This window comes from Pseudomonas sp. P4_B3 (assembly GCF_056402295.1).
Genome location: NZ_JBFUHR010000003.1, coordinates 99,562 through 113,826, shown reverse-complemented (window position 1 = coordinate 113,826; position 14,265 = coordinate 99,562). Strand labels below are relative to the sequence as shown.

General features: G+C 60.9%; 12 protein-coding genes. 2 read left to right on the top strand and 10 right to left on the bottom strand.

The genetic code is table 11. The annotated features are described in order from the left end of the window. Positions 1–118: 118 nt before the first annotated feature. The 6 genes from AC1DWG_RS04300 to leuC form a co-directional block, all read right to left on the bottom strand. A complete protein-coding gene (locus AC1DWG_RS04300) occupies positions 119–1,129 on the bottom strand; it encodes an aspartate-semialdehyde dehydrogenase (RefSeq protein WP_477787295.1) in 1,011 nt (336 codons plus the stop codon). Positions 1,130–1,306: 177 nt separating this feature from the next. Beyond that, positions 1,307–2,419, bottom strand: a complete 1,113-nt coding sequence (gene asd, locus AC1DWG_RS04295; protein WP_007975660.1) for an aspartate-semialdehyde dehydrogenase — start codon at positions 2,417–2,419, stop codon at positions 1,307–1,309. 66 nt (positions 2,420–2,485) lie between these two features. Beyond that, on the bottom strand, positions 2,486–3,568 hold the full coding sequence (leuB, locus tag AC1DWG_RS04290; RefSeq protein ID WP_477787294.1) for a 3-isopropylmalate dehydrogenase: 1,083 nt from the start codon (positions 3,566–3,568) through the stop codon (positions 2,486–2,488). Between the two features lie 94 nt (positions 3,569–3,662). Further along, positions 3,663–4,430, bottom strand: coding sequence for a class I SAM-dependent methyltransferase (locus tag AC1DWG_RS04285; RefSeq protein ID WP_477763511.1), 768 nt, complete (start codon positions 4,428–4,430; stop codon positions 3,663–3,665). Between the two features lie 147 nt (positions 4,431–4,577). Next, positions 4,578–5,222, bottom strand: a complete 645-nt coding sequence (gene leuD / locus AC1DWG_RS04280; protein ID WP_477763510.1) for a 3-isopropylmalate dehydratase small subunit — start codon at positions 5,220–5,222, stop codon at positions 4,578–4,580. 2 nt (positions 5,223–5,224) lie between these two features. After that, the gene (leuC, locus tag AC1DWG_RS04275) at positions 5,225–6,655 is read right to left on the bottom strand and encodes a 3-isopropylmalate dehydratase large subunit (RefSeq protein ID WP_477787293.1); all 1,431 of its coding nucleotides are present in this window, start codon (positions 6,653–6,655) and stop codon (positions 5,225–5,227) included. Positions 6,656–6,802: 147 nt separating this feature from the next. Here leuC and AC1DWG_RS04270 point away from each other — a divergent pair, with 147 nt between their 5' ends. Further along, entirely contained in the window at positions 6,803–7,693 is an 891-nt protein-coding gene (locus tag AC1DWG_RS04270; protein ID WP_477763508.1) for a LysR family transcriptional regulator, read from the top strand. Between the two features lie 67 nt (positions 7,694–7,760). Further along, the gene (locus AC1DWG_RS04265) at positions 7,761–11,039 is read left to right on the top strand and encodes a sensor domain-containing protein (protein WP_477760701.1); all 3,279 of its coding nucleotides are present in this window, start codon (positions 7,761–7,763) and stop codon (positions 11,037–11,039) included. A gap of 30 nt (positions 11,040–11,069) precedes the next feature. Here AC1DWG_RS04265 and AC1DWG_RS04260 read toward each other — a convergent pair whose 3' ends face one another. The 4 genes from AC1DWG_RS04260 to AC1DWG_RS04245 all read right to left on the bottom strand — a co-directional run bounded on the left by AC1DWG_RS04260 (position 11,070) and on the right by AC1DWG_RS04245 (position 14,095). Next, on the bottom strand, positions 11,070–12,029 hold the full coding sequence (locus tag AC1DWG_RS04260) for a tRNA dihydrouridine synthase (RefSeq protein WP_477763507.1): 960 nt from the start codon (positions 12,027–12,029) through the stop codon (positions 11,070–11,072). 179 nt (positions 12,030–12,208) lie between these two features. After that, complete coding sequence (locus tag AC1DWG_RS04255) at positions 12,209–12,643, bottom strand: acyl-CoA thioesterase (protein WP_477755762.1); 435 nt, start codon at positions 12,641–12,643, stop codon at positions 12,209–12,211. Between the two features lie 49 nt (positions 12,644–12,692). Further along, positions 12,693–13,526, bottom strand: coding sequence for an alpha/beta fold hydrolase (locus tag AC1DWG_RS04250; RefSeq protein WP_477755761.1), 834 nt, complete (start codon positions 13,524–13,526; stop codon positions 12,693–12,695). A 29-nt stretch (positions 13,527–13,555) separates the two neighbouring features. Continuing rightward, positions 13,556–14,095, bottom strand: coding sequence for a TetR/AcrR family transcriptional regulator (locus tag AC1DWG_RS04245; RefSeq protein WP_477755760.1), 540 nt, complete (start codon positions 14,093–14,095; stop codon positions 13,556–13,558). Positions 14,096–14,265: the final 170 nt, after the last annotated feature.

The following is a 14,265-nucleotide window of genomic DNA, read 5'->3' as shown; positions in this document are numbered from 1 at the left end:
TTAGTTTGAACATTCCTCGGCCAGCGAGAAGGTATTGATAGCCGCTGCCGTAAGGCATTGCGCGCAACGGCGAGGGTCGTCGCGCGTAATCATTCGACAAATTGTTGCAAAGTATCTTTTACAGCAGGTCTTTAAGCAACAACTCGGCCAGCTGCACCGCGTTGAGCGCGGCGCCTTTGCGTACGTTATCTGACGTCAGCCACAGATTAAGTTCCGACGGGTCGTCGATACCCTGGCGAACCCGACCGACGTAGACCACATCCTGCCCTACCGCATCGCCCACCGGGGTCGGGTAATCACCAGCCTCCACCAGCTCGATGCCGGGTGCGTCTTCCAGGGCCGCATTGACTTTCGCCAGGTCGATTTCACTCGCGGACTGCAGGGTCACGCTATAGCTATCGCCAAAAAACACCGGGGCTTGAATGCATGTGACGGAAATCTTCAATGACGGCCGCGCCATGACCTGGCGCAGCTCACGCACCAGGCGTTTTTCCAGCAATGTATGACCTTGCTCATCCGGTTTGCCGACCTGGGCCAACAGGTTGAAGGCCATCTGCCGATCAAAGAATTTCGGCTCCAGCGGCCGCACATTCAGCAGTTCGGCGGTTTGCCGCGCCAGCTCGCTCACGGCTTCGCGGCCCTGGGCCGATACCGCCAGGCTGGCGGTCAGGCTGATGCGCTGCAAATCGAGCAAATCCATCAGCGGCGCGAGCACCACCGCCAGCGTGGTGGCCGACGGACTTGGACTGCTGACCTGAAACGGTTTTTTCAAGCCGGCCAACACCTGAGCGTTGGCCTCAGGCACGACCTGCGGCGCCTTTTCGGCCGGCAAGGCACCGGAGAGATCGATCACCGAGCATCCGGCATCGATCGCGCGGGAAGCAAAACTCAACGAAACCGCCGGGCCGGCCACGAAAAACCCAAGCTGCACCTTGCTGAAGTCGAACTCATCGACTTCCCGCACCCGCACATTCTTGCCGCGAAACGGTACGGAACTGCCGGCCGATTCGCTGCTGGCCAACAGATGAAGGGTGCCGATCGGGAAATCGCGCTCTTCGAGAATCTGCACGAGCGTTTCGCCGACAGTACCGGTGGCGCCGATCACGGCAATATCAATGGACTGGCTCATGGTTTGACCTCTGGCGAAACGGGGGGAGCGGCACTTTACCGGGTGGTGGGGATGCAGGCAATTCGGCGGGAGATTTGTGGTGTTCGTGCCGGCCTCATCGCGAGCAAGCTCGCTCCTACAAGGATAAAAAAACCCGCACCTCTCTCAAGGCACGGGTTCTTTCATTGCATCAACCGATCAACGCTCGAGCAGGATCCGCAGCATGCGGCGCAGCGGTTCGGCCGCGCCCCACAGCAACTGGTCGCCAACAGTGAACGCGCCGACGAACTGCGAACCCATGTTCAGCTTGCGCAGACGTCCAACCGGGATGTTCAGGGTGCCGGTGACCTTGTTCGGGCTCAGCTCCTGAATGCTGGTCTCACGGCTGTTCGGTACCAGCTTGACCCAAGGGTTGTGCTGGCTGATCAACCCTTCGATATCAGCGATCGGTACGTCTTTGTTCAGCTTGATGGTCAGCGCCTGGCTGTGGCAGCGCATGGCGCCAATGCGTACGCAGATGCCATCGACCGGGATCGGGCTCTTGAAGCGACCAAGGATCTTGTTGGTCTCGGCCTGGGCCTTCCACTCTTCGCGGCTCTGGCCGTTCGGCAGTTCCTTGTCGATCCACGGGATCAGGCTGCCGGCCAGCGGTACGCCGAAGTTTTCGGTCGGGTACGCGTCGCTGCGCATGGCTTCGGCAACACGACGGTCGATGTCGAGGATCGCGCTGGCCGGATCGGCCAGTTGATCGGCAACAGCGGCGTGGGTCGCGCCCATCTGCTTGATCAGTTCACGCATGTTCTGCGCGCCGGCACCGGAGGCCGCCTGATAGGTCATGGCGCTCATCCACTCCACCAGACCGGCTTCGAACAGGCCACCCAGACCCATCAGCATCAGGCTGACGGTGCAGTTGCCGCCGATGTAGTTCTTGGTGCCCGCGTCCAGCTGCTGGTCGATCACCTTGCGGTTGACCGGGTCCAGAACGATCACCGCGTCATCCTGCATGCGCAGGCTGGAAGCGGCGTCGATCCAGTAACCCTGCCAGCCGGCTTCACGCAGCTTGGGGAATACTTCGCTGGTGTAGTCGCCACCCTGGCAGGTCAGAATCACGTCGAGGGTTTTCAGCTCTTCAATGCTGTAAGCGTCCTTGAGCGGAGCAATGTCCTTGCCCACGGACGGGCCTTGGCCACCGACATTGGAAGTGGTGAAAAACACCGGCTCGATAAGATCGAAATCCTGCTCTTCCAGCATCCGCTGCATGAGCACGGAACCGACCATACCGCGCCAACCGATCAGACCTACACGTTTCATCGCAACTACACCTTCTTGAAATGTGGGCCGCTGCCTTGTCTTGAATTTGGCAGCGGGCCCGAGAGATTACAGATTCCGCAGCGCGGCGACTACTGCGTCACCCATTTCCTGCGTACCGACTTTAGTGCAACCTGCCGACCAGATGTCGCCGGTGCGCAAGCCCTGATCCAGCACCAGGCTGACGGCTTTCTCGATGGCATCGGCCGCGGCCTGCTGGTTGAAGCTGTAACGCAGCATCATCGACACCGACAAAATGGTCGCCAACGGGTTGGCGATGCCCTTGCCCGCGATGTCCGGCGCCGAACCGTGGCACGGCTCGTACATGCCTTTGCTGTTGGTGTCCAGGGACGCCGACGGCAGCATGCCGATGGAACCGGTGAGCATCGAGGCCTGGTCGGACAGGATGTCGCCGAACATGTTGTCGGTGACGATCACGTCGAACTGCTTCGGTGCGCGCACCAGCTGCATCGCGGCGTTGTCGACGTACATGTGGCTCAGTTCGACTTCAGGATAATCCTTGGCCACTTGTTCGACCACTTCACGCCACAGCTGGCTGGAGGCCAGTACGTTGGCCTTGTCCACCGAGCACAGCTTCTTGCCACGGACCATGGCCATGTCGAAACCGACACGGGCGATACGACGAATTTCGCTTTCGCTGTACGGCAGGGTGTCATAGGACTGACGCTCGCCGTTTTCCAGGGTACGGGTACCGCGTGGCGCGCCGAAGTAGATGCCGCCGGTCAGCTCACGGACGATCAGGATGTCCAGGCCGGCCACGATTTCCGGCTTCAGGCTGGAAGCCTCGGCCAGTTGCGGGTACAGGATCGCCGGGCGCAGGTTGCCGAACAGGCCCAGTTGCGCACGGATTTTCAGCAGGCCGCGCTCAGGGCGGATGTCACGTTCGATGGCATCCCATTTCGGGCCGCCAACGGCACCCAGCAACACGGCGTCGGCCGCGCGGGCACGCTCCAGGGTCTCATCGGCCAGCGGCACGCCGTGCTTGTCGATGGCAGCGCCGCCGATCACGTCGTGGCTCAGCTCGAAGCCCAGGGCGAACTTGTCGCTGGCCAGCTCCAGCACCTTGACCGCTTCGGCCATGATTTCCGGGCCAATACCGTCACCTGGGAGAATCAGAATCTGCTTGCTCATGCGTTCCTCATGTCATCAGTCGGTGCGCCCTGCGGCGCTCCCGGAAAAAGTCTATCGCTCGGTGCTTTTTTTTTCAGAGCTTATCTTTCAAAGCTTATCGTTCAGCCATCAGCACCAATACATCGGTACTGAACGAACCATCGGCCTCAATCTCGAAATATTCGCGTACTTCGTTGCCCATCGACTGCTGCAACGCGCGGATCGCCGCGCGCATCACTTCAGGTGTGCGCATGCGCTCGACCCAGCTGTTGTACTCCAGACGCAGGCGCTGACGAGTGGTACTGCGGGTGTGCAGCCCCGCCTCGCTGACCTGGCGCAACCACTCGCCGGCGGAATAATCGCGCACATGGCTGGTGTCGCGCAGCACTTCGACGCTTTGCAGGTAAGTGTCGAACAGCGGGCTACCCGGTGACAATACGTCGACGAACGCCGCCACACCGCCCGGCTTCAACACCCGGCGCACTTCCCGCAACGCCACGCCGAGATCGCTCCAATGGTGCGCCGAATAACGGCTGAAGACGAAATCGAATTCGCCATCGGCGAACGGCAGGCGCTCGGCGGCACCGTTGACCGTGGACACGTTGCTCAAACCACGATCGACGGCGGCAGCGGTCACCACGTCGAGCATCTGCTGCGACAGGTCGTAGGCCACCACTTCTTTCACCAATGAGGCTACGTGAAAACTCACGTGACCGGCGCCGCAGCCCAGATCCAGGACCCTCGCATCACCCTGCCCGGCCAGCTCGGCCTGTAGCAGCGCGAATTCAGTGCCTTGAGCGTGTACGGCGCTGCTCAGGTAGGCCGAGGCCTGTTCACCGAATTGCTTCTGGACTACTTGGGTGTGTCGGGCGGTGCTGGTCATGGGGACTTCCTTTTTTGGGGTGAGTCTTGGGGTGTCTGGGCGGGCCTCTTCGCTGGCAAGCCAGCTCCTACAGGGGAATGCGTTTCAACTGTAGGAGCTGGCTTGCCAGCGAAGGGGCCCGCCCTGACTACATCAATCTCGGATCAATCAAGCGTCACGAAACAACCAAGGCTGGCTCGCCCGGTGCTTGGCTTCAAACACCGCAATCGCATCGCCGTCCTGCAAGGTCAGGCCGATATCGTCCAGGCCGTTGAGCAGGCAGTGTTTGCGGAAGGCATCGATTTCGAAGCTCAGCACCTTGCCGTCAGGGCGGGTCACGGTCTGGGCTTGCAGATCGACCTGCAATTGATAGCCCGGATTGGCCTCGACCTGCTGGAACAGCTCATCGACTTCGGCATCGCTCAAGATGATCGGCAGCAAGCCGTTCTTGAAGCTGTTGTTGAAGAAGATGTCGGCATAGCTCGGCGCGATGATGCTGCGGAAACCGTACTCTTCCAGCGCCCACGGCGCGTGTTCACGGCTGGAGCCGCAACCGAAGTTCTCGCGGGCCAGCAATACGCTGGCACCTTGGTAACGCTCGGCGTTGAGGACGAAGTCCTTGTTCAGCGGACGCCTGGAGTTGTCCTGATAAGGCTGGCCCACATCCAGGTAACGCCATTCATCGAACAGGTTCGGGCCAAAACCCGTGCGCTTGATCGACTTCAGAAATTGTTTCGGAATGATCTGGTCGGTGTCGACGTTGGCACGATCCAAAGGCGCGACAAGTCCAGTATGTTGGGTAAATGCTCTCATGCTTACTGCGCTCCCTGGATCAATTCACGGACGTCGATGAAACGACCGTTCACCGCGGCGGCCGCGGCCATGGCCGGGCTGACGAGGTGGGTACGACCACCGGCGCCCTGACGGCCTTCGAAGTTACGGTTGGAGGTCGAAGCGCAATGCTCGCCACTTTCCAAACGGTCCGGGTTCATCGCCAGGCACATCGAGCAACCCGGCTCACGCCATTCGAATCCGGCTTCGAGGAAAATCTTGTCCAGACCTTCCGATTCGGCCTGGGCCTTCACCAGACCCGAGCCCGGAACGACGATGGCCTGCTTGATGGTCGAGGCCACTTTGCGGCCCTTGGCGATCACGGCCGCCGCACGCAGGTCTTCGATCCGCGAGTTGGTGCAGGAACCGATGAACACGCGGTCGAGCTGAATGTCGGTGATCGCCTGGTTGGCGGTCAACCCCATGTATTTCAAGGCGCGGACGATGGAGTCGCGCTTGACCAGGTCCATTTCCTTCGCAGGATCCGGCACGTTCTGATCAACAGCCAAGACCATTTCCGGCGAGGTGCCCCAGCTGACTTGTGGCTTGATCTCGGCCGCATCGAGTTCGACAACGGTATCGAAGACGGCGTCGGCATCGGAAACCAGGTCTTTCCAGGCTTCAACAGCCAGGTCCCACTCCGCGCCTTTCGGTGCGAAAGGACGGCCCTTGACGTAAGCCACGGTTTTTTCGTCCGCGGCCACCAGGCCTACGCGAGCGCCGGCCTCGATGGACATGTTGCAGATGGTCATGCGGCCTTCCACGGACAGGTCGCGAATCGCGCTGCCGGCGAACTCGATGGCGTGGCCGTTACCGCCGGCGGTGCCGATCTTGCCGATCACGGCAAGCACGATGTCCTTGGCGGTCACGCCGAACGGCAACTGGCCTTCGACCGCTACCCGCATATTTTTCATTTTCTTGGCGACCAGGCACTGGGTGGCGAGCACATGCTCGACCTCGGAAGTACCGATACCGTGCGCCAACGCGCCGAATGCGCCGTGGGTCGAGGTGTGGGAGTCGCCGCAGACCACGGTCATGCCCGGCAAGGTTGCGCCCTGCTCCGGGCCGATGACGTGGACGATGCCCTGGCGAACGTCGTTCATCTTGAACTCGACGATGCCGTATTCATCGCAGTTGTCATCGAGAGTCTGCACTTGCAGACGCGAGACCTGGTCAACGATGGCGTTGATGCCGCCCTTGCGCTCCGGCGTGGTCGGTACGTTGTGGTCCGGGGTCGCGATGTTGGCATCGATGCGCCATGGCTTGCGCCCGGCCAGACGCAGGCCTTCGAAGGCTTGCGGCGAGGTCACTTCGTGGATGATGTGACGGTCGATGTAAATCAGCGCAGAGCCATCGTCGCGCTGCTTGACCAAATGCGAATCCCAGAGCTTGTCGTAGAGCGTTTTGCCGGCCATCAGACGGTTCCTCATCAGCTTGTTTCTATGCCCCGGGTTTTGAAAGTCTCAATAACCCTTTGGCTTGTGAGGCTGATCCTATGGGGTTACATTAAATAACTCAAATTCATATTTTTTATGCTTTGGATAACCAACTGGAATACAACCATGGACCTGGCCAACCTCAATGCTTTTATTGCCATCGCCGAGACCGGAAGCTTCTCCGGCGCCGGGGAACGGCTGCACCTGACCCAGCCGGCCATCAGCAAACGCATCGCCGGGCTGGAGCAGCAATTGAAGGTGCGGCTGTTCGATCGCCTGGGTCGTGAAGTGGGCCTGACCGAGGCCGGGCGCGCCCTGCTGCCGCGGGCCTACCAGATTCTGAATGTCCTCGATGATACGCGCCGCGCCTTGACCAACCTCACGGGCGAGGTGACCGGCCGTCTGACCCTGGCCACCAGTCACCACATCGGCCTGCACCGCTTGCCGCCTTTATTAAGGGAGTTCACCCGACGTTATCCCGAGGTGGCGCTGGATATCCAGTTTCTCGATTCGGAAGTAGCCTATGAGGAGATCCTCCATGGTCGCGCCGAACTGGCGGTCATCACCCTCGCGCCAGAGCCCCATGCGCTGGTCAAGGCCACCCCGGTGTGGAACGACCCGCTGGATTTCGTGGTCGCCCCGGAGCATTCTCTACTCAACAACGGCAAGGTCAGCCTGGCAGACATCGCCCGGCACCCGGCGGTCTTCCCCGGCGGCAATACCTTTACCCACCACATTGTGCAACGGCTGTTTGAAGCCCAGGGCCTGACGCCAAACATCGCCATGAGCACCAACTATCTGGAAACCATCAAGATGATGGTCTCGATTGGCCTGGCCTGGAGCGTTTTGCCGCGCACCATGCTCGATGACCAGGTAGCACGCATACCTTTGCCGGGCATACAGCTCACTCGCCAGCTAGGCTATATCCTGCACACGGAAAGGACGCTGTCGAATGCTGCGCGGGCCTTCATGGCCTTGCTGGACGCTCAACTCGATCCGCCAGGGACTCAAGGCTAACTTGTGCTACTCCTATAGAGCCGAGAATTCCTGCAACAAACGCCCAAACTCAGCTCAAGGCTTGCCAATGCCGAAATCTGTAGACCGTATTCCGCCGATGCCGCGAATTCAGGCACTTGATCCGAAAAGCTCCGAACAGAGCTGGGAAAGTGCCTCGCAATTACTGGCCGCGCTCAACGGCGCGCGCCTGGGCGCCTGGTATTGGGACATCGAGCGCGGGCAGATCAGTTGGTCCCGGGGCACGCAGGCGCTGTTCGGCTTCGACCCCCGCAAACCATTGCCATCGGATCTGGAATACCTCGACCTGCTGCCTCCGGAAGATCGCGCGAAAACCCTTCGCGCCTTCCACGCGGTCATCGCTGGCGCGCCACTGGAGCAAGCGATGCATCACCGCATCCGCTGGCCCGATGGCAGCCTGCACTGGCTGGAAATCAACGGCAGCCTGTTGCCGGACAAGCACGGCAGGCCACGGATGATCGGCGTGATCCGCGAGATTACCCACCAGCGCCAGCGCGAGCAGGCGTTGAGCAGCTCGGAAAAACGCTTCGCCACCCTGTTTCACCTGTGCCCGAACATGGTCCTGCTGACCCGCCAGGAAGACGGCCTGATTTCCGAAGCCAACCAGCATTTCGAAAGCCTGTTCGGTTGGCCGGTACAAAACGCGATCGGCCGCACCACCCTGGAACTGGGGCTGTGGGTGCATCCCGAGCAACGGGCCGACCTGGTCAAGGCCACCAAGGCCAAAGGCGACCTGGTGAGCATGGAAGTGCAGTTTCGCGCCAGCAATGGCCAGGTCCATGACGGTATCCTCAGTGCGCAAAAAGTCGAGCTCGAAGGCCAGCCCTATCTACTGAGCACGTTCCTGGACACCACCGAACGCAAAGTCGCCGAACATGCCCTCAAGGACAGCCAGGAACGCCTCGACCTGGCCCTGGACTCCGCGCAGCTCGGCACCTGGGACTGGCACATTCCCAGCGGCATGCTCTACGGATCGGCACGGGCCGCCCAACTGCACGGCCTGGACGCCAAACCCTTTCACGAGTCCTTCGACGAGTTTTTCGAAGGCGTGCCCGGCAAAGAACGCGACACCATGCGCGACGCTTACCGCAGCCTGCGTGAAGGCCCGGCCGGCAACTATCAATTGACCTACCGCGTGCAATTGCCTGACGGCAGCTCGCGCTACCTGGAAAGCCGCGCCCGCCTCTACCGCGATGACAACGGCGTGCCGGTGCGCATGGCAGGCACATTGCTCGACATCACCGACCAGGTGGAGCGCGAACAACGGCTGGTGGCCTCCGAAGAGAAATTCGCCACGCTGTTCCAGGTCAGCCCCGACCCGATCTGCGTCACCCACCAGGACAGCGGCCAGTTCATTGAAATCAACTCCAGCTTCACCCAGACCTTCGGCTGGAGCACCGCCGATGTGATCGGCCGCAGCGCCGACGAAATAGGCCTGTGGGACGCTTCAGCGAAAAGCCTGCGACGGATCGAACAAGTGATCCGCGAACAAGGCCTGAACAACGTCGCCATTCTCGTCCAGCACAAGGACGGACAGGTCCTGACTTGCGTGATTTCCAGCCGCCAGATCAGCGTCGGCGACCAGCCCTGCATTGTCACCACGCTGCGCGACATCACCCAGCAACAGCGCTCGGAAGCGGCGCTCAAGGCCAGTGAAGAGAAATTCGCCAAGGCGTTCCACTCCAGCCCCGACGCCATCACCATCACCGAGCGCGACACCGGGCGCTATCTGGAGGTCAACGACGGCTTCTGCCGCCTGACCGGCTACCGCGCCGAAGAAGTGGTGGGCCGCACGGTGTATCAGGTGGGGATTTGGGCTGAAGAAAAACAACGCTCGGCGCTGCTGGCGGAATTGCAGATCAAGGGCCGGGTTCATCACCAGGAAATGCTCGGGCGTAACAAGCGCGGCGAACTGCTCACTGTCGAAGTCTCGGTGGAGCCGATCACACTCAATGAAACCGCCTGCCTGCTGTTGACCGCGCGAGACGTCAGCCTGCTGAAAAACGCCGAAGCGCAGATTCGCCACCTGGCCTACCACGACTCACTGACCAACCTGCCCAATCGGGCATTACTGATGGACCGCCTGAGCCAGCAGATCGCCCTGCTCAAACGCCATAACCTGCGCGGCGCGCTGATGTTCCTCGACCTCGACCATTTCAAGCACATCAACGACTCCCTCGGGCATCCGGTGGGCGATACCGTGCTGAAAATCATCACCGCGCGCCTGGAGGCCAGCGTGCGCATGGAAGACACCGTTGCGCGCCTGGGCGGTGACGAATTCGTGGTACTGCTCAGCGGTCTCGAAGGCTCGCGCAGCGAGGTCAGCGATCAGGTACGCCAACTGGCCGACACCATCCGCGAACTGCTGTCCGAACCGATGTTCCTCGATGGCCAGCGCCTGCAAGTGACACCAAGCATCGGCATTGCGCTGATCCCCGATCACGGTTCGACCCCGACCGACCTGCTCAAGCGCGCCGACATCGCGCTCTATCGCGCCAAGGACTCGGGGCGCAATACCGCGCAGATGTACCACAACACCATGCAAAAGGCCGCGAGCGAACGCCTGCGCATGGAAACCGACTTGCGCCTGGCGCTTTCCCGGGGCGAGTTTCGCGTGCATTACCAACCCCAGGTCGACGCCCGGGGCGACCGCATCGTCGGTGCCGAGGCCCTGGTACGCTGGAATCATCCGGAGCTTGGCCCGCAGTCACCCAACGAGTTCATCAAGGTACTGGAAGACAGCGGACTGATTCTGGAAGTCGGCACCTGGATCCTCGACGAAGCCTGCCAGGCCTTCAAGCAATTGATCGAAAACGGCCTGATAGACCCGCTAAGATTCAGCCTGTGCGTGAACATCAGCCCGCGCCAGTTCCGCCAGAACGACTTCGTCGAGCGCGTCGAAAACAGCCTGAACAGCTATGGCCTGCCCTGCTCCCTGCTGAAGCTGGAAATCACCGAAGGTATCGTGATCCAGAACCTGGAAGACACCATCAGCAAAATGCGCCGCCTGAAAAAACTCGGCGTGAGCTTCGCCATGGACGACTTCGGCACCGGCTATTCCTCGTTGACCTACCTCAAGCGCTTGCCGGTCGACACCCTGAAAATCGACAAGTCGTTCATCCGCGATGCCACCAGCGACCCGAACGACGCCGAGATCATCCGCGCCATCGTCGCCATGGCCCACAGCCTGGACTTGAAAGTGATTGCCGAAGGGGTGGAAACAGCGGAGCAACTGGAGTTCTTGCAGGGGCTGGATTGTCACTTCTACCAAGGGTATTTGCACAGTCAGCCGTTGCCGGTTGAGGAGTTTCAAAAACTGCTGAAGTAGCGTTTTTAGAGGACAAGGCACAAAAAAGTTTCAGGCCGCTTCAGCCACCGGCAGACCCAACAAACGCGAGACGTTATCCAGTTCGGTCTCACGGCGCAGCACGGTGAACAGCTCCACCGCCTCGGGATAATTGCGGGTCAGCATCGCCAGCCATTGCTTCAGGCGCCCCGGCGACTGGCGTGGTGTCATCTGCGCCTTGGCTTGCAGCCAGAAGTCCTGGATCAGTGGCAGCAACTCGGCCCAGGTCATCTCGACCACCTCCTCCCCGGCCCGCGCGGCAGCGATCTGCCGGGCCAGATCCGGACGCGACACCAGGCCACGACCGAGCATGATGTCTTCCACGCCGCTGATCTCGCGGCAGCGACGCCAGTCTTCGACGCTCCAGATATCGCCATTGGCGAACACTGGCACCTTGACCACGTCCTGCACCCGTGGAATCCACTCCCAGTGCGCGGGCGGTTTGTAGCCGTCAACCTTGGTCCGCGCGTGCACCACGATATGTTCCGCACCGCCTTCGGCCAGGGCCGTGGCACACACCAGCGAACCGTCCGGGCTGTCGAAGCCCAGGCGCATCTTGGCGGTGACCGGAATGTGTGCGGGAACGGCGCGGCGGACGTATTCGACGATCTGGTTGAGCAGCTCGGGTTCCTTGAGCAGCACCGCGCCACCACGGGATTTGTTGACGGTCTTGGCCGGGCAGCCGAAGTTCAGGTCGATCACTTCAGAACCCAGCTCGCAAGCCAGCGCGGCATTTTCTGCCAGGCACACAGGATCGGAACCGAGCAGTTGCACACGCAGCGGCACACCGGAGGCCGTCCGGGCACCGTTGAGCAACTCCGGGCCGAACTTGTGGAAATAGGCAGGTGTCAGCAGCTGGTCGTTGACCCGAATGAACTCGGTCACGCACCAGTCAATACCACCCACGCGGGTCAGCACATCGCGCAGGATGTCGTCGACCAACCCCTCCATGGGCGCCAAAGCAATTTGCATGAAAAACACACTCGAGGAAAAACGTGCGGCAGTTTACTGGTTTCAGCAGGACTCTGCAGAACATCGCAGATCCCCTGTAGGAGCGAGCTTGCTCGCGATGGTCGTCAACGTTAACGCGACCAGCCTGACGCCCCGCGGCGGTCTCAGGTTTTTCGCGAGCAAGCTCGCTCCTACATTGGTTAGAGCGATAGCAATGCCGGAGCATAACCCTCGATGAACTCTACCGGCATGCGCTTGGGCTTGCCGCTGGACAGCTCGATACAGACGAAGGTGGTTTGCGCGCGCAGCAAGGTCGAATTGTCGCTGGGTCGCTTCAACTGGAAATGCCGGGTCATTCTCAGGCGCTGATCCCAATCGACAATCCAGGTCGCCAATTGCAACTCATCGCCTTCATAGGCTGCCGCCAGGTAATCGATCTCGTGGCGCACCACTGCCATCGCGCGGTCCAGCCGCCGGTATTCGACCAGGTCCAGGCCAAGGCGTTGGGAGTGGCGCCAGGCACAGCGTTCGAGCCAGGTCACGTAGACCGCGTTGTTCGCGTGCCCCAACCCGTCAATGTCCTCGGCGTCCACTTGCAGATCAATGATAAATGGCGTTTCCCGATCCCAGCCCATGCCCGACTCCCTGGTCAGATAATTTCGACCAGGGCAGTGTAACGGATGCTCAAGCGGATTGGCGCGATTGCAGACGGCGACCGGCCAGCAGTGATAACACGCCATCAATCACCCGAGGGTCAGCCAGCACCCGCTGATGCCCACCTTCTTGCAGGCGCAGCAAACGGCTGTCGAACCACGCTTCGTGAATCAGCTGGGATTCCTTCACAGAGACAAGATTGTCGTCTTCGGCGTGGACAATCAGTCCGGGCATGTCGAGTTGATAGTGTGCGACATCCAGCGTCGCGGCGCGCATGCCGACGTCTTGCTCGACCTGGCGAATGAACGCCGAACGGGCTTTTGGTGGCAGTCCGACGTAGCGGGCGAACCCACGCAACACACCAAGAATCCGCGCCGGGGCAGCGATGCTGACCAGGGTTTCCGTGCGCAGGCCCAACTGCACCGCTAGCATCGCACTGGCGCCCCCCATGGAGTGGCCGATGACCGCTTGCAGTGGCGGCAGTTCGGCGGCGGCTTCGAGCATGGCACGAGCAAAGAGCACCACATTCGCCTCGCTGCCCGGCGAGCGGCCGTGAGCCGGACCATCCAGCGCGACCACGGAGTAACCGGCATCGACCAACGCCGTGATCAGGCTGGCAAACTGCGTTGGCCGCCCTTCCCAACCGTGCATCAGCAACACGGCCGGGCCTTGCCCCCAACGCAACGCCGAGAGGCCGAAACGCAAGGTGATCCGCTCGGACCTCGCCAGCAGCGGCAGCTCCCAGTCACGGGGCGGCAGATCCCGCGGTGTCATGAAGGCCAGTCGCATTTTGCTAGCGACCAGTTTCGGGGCAAACCAGCCCAAGGTGCCATTAACGCCACGAACCCACTTTAACGCGCTCATCGCATTCTCCTCAGGCCGCAGCCTTCAGGTCAACGCACTGCCGATTTGGCGGCGCGCAGTAATCGATCGGACAACTCTCCTGGCCCCAGCGCCCGCGCCAGAGCCAGCCCACCCACCATCAAGGCCATATCGGCCAGGGCTTTTTCGGTTTCTTCAGGACTGGCCGCCAACTGCGCGACCATCATTTCGACGTGTTCATTCAATGCAATACGAAACGCTTCCGGCAGCCGCCCCAGTTCACCGACCGATGCCGGGATCGGGCACGCCGATTCGGAGGAATCACGGTGCTTGCGCGACAGGTAAAACGCTGCCACCAGAGTGCGGCGCTCTTCGCCGGTCAACTCCGCGTCCATGTCGGCAATCAGGTCGCGGCGGTGACCGAGCAATTGCTTGAACGCCTCCAGCATCATCGCGTCCTTGCTTTCGAAGTGTGCGTAGAAGCCGCCGACCGTCAGGCCCGCTGCGCCCATCACTTCGCCCACGCTTGGCTCGGCCGGGCCGCGCTGAATCAGCGCTGCGCTGGCAGCCTTGAGGATGCGTTCGCGGGTTTGAGCTTTTTTATCGTTCATCGTTGCCTCCGAATATTACGATTGAAATATTATTCTCATAATAAATTTTAGCAAGTCATGGGTGTGACCGCTGGTCTGAAGAACAGTTTTTTGGAAAATGGAGGAATTTGGCCAAACGCCAGACAAACAAAAGGGCCATTCAATAATTGAATGACCCTTATAAATCCCGC

Excerpts from the sequence above, each read along its gene's own strand:
- AC1DWG_RS04265 (WP_477760701.1), top strand. The coding sequence starts at position 7,761 with ATGCCGAAATCTGTAGACCGTATTCCGCCGATGCCGCGAATTCAGGCA.
- leuD (WP_477763510.1), bottom strand. The coding sequence starts at position 5,222 with ATGAGAGCATTTACCCAACATACTGGACTTGTCGCGCCTTTGGATCGT.
- AC1DWG_RS04245 (WP_477755760.1), bottom strand. The coding sequence starts at position 14,095 with ATGAACGATAAAAAAGCTCAAACCCGCGAACGCATCCTCAAGGCTGCC.
- AC1DWG_RS04300 (WP_477787295.1), bottom strand. The coding sequence starts at position 1,129 with ATGAGCCAGTCCATTGATATTGCCGTGATCGGCGCCACCGGTACTGTC.
- AC1DWG_RS04250 (WP_477755761.1), bottom strand. The coding sequence starts at position 13,526 with ATGAGCGCGTTAAAGTGGGTTCGTGGCGTTAATGGCACCTTGGGCTGG.
- asd (WP_007975660.1), bottom strand. The coding sequence starts at position 2,419 with ATGAAACGTGTAGGTCTGATCGGTTGGCGCGGTATGGTCGGTTCCGTG.
- AC1DWG_RS04270 (WP_477763508.1), top strand. The coding sequence starts at position 6,803 with ATGGACCTGGCCAACCTCAATGCTTTTATTGCCATCGCCGAGACCGGA.
- AC1DWG_RS04255 (WP_477755762.1), bottom strand. The coding sequence starts at position 12,643 with ATGGGCTGGGATCGGGAAACGCCATTTATCATTGATCTGCAAGTGGAC.
- leuC (WP_477787293.1), bottom strand. The coding sequence starts at position 6,655 with ATGGCCGGCAAAACGCTCTACGACAAGCTCTGGGATTCGCATTTGGTC.
- leuB (WP_477787294.1), bottom strand. The coding sequence starts at position 3,568 with ATGAGCAAGCAGATTCTGATTCTCCCAGGTGACGGTATTGGCCCGGAA.
- AC1DWG_RS04285 (WP_477763511.1), bottom strand. The coding sequence starts at position 4,430 with ATGACCAGCACCGCCCGACACACCCAAGTAGTCCAGAAGCAATTCGGT.
- AC1DWG_RS04260 (WP_477763507.1), bottom strand. The coding sequence starts at position 12,029 with ATGCAAATTGCTTTGGCGCCCATGGAGGGGTTGGTCGACGACATCCTG.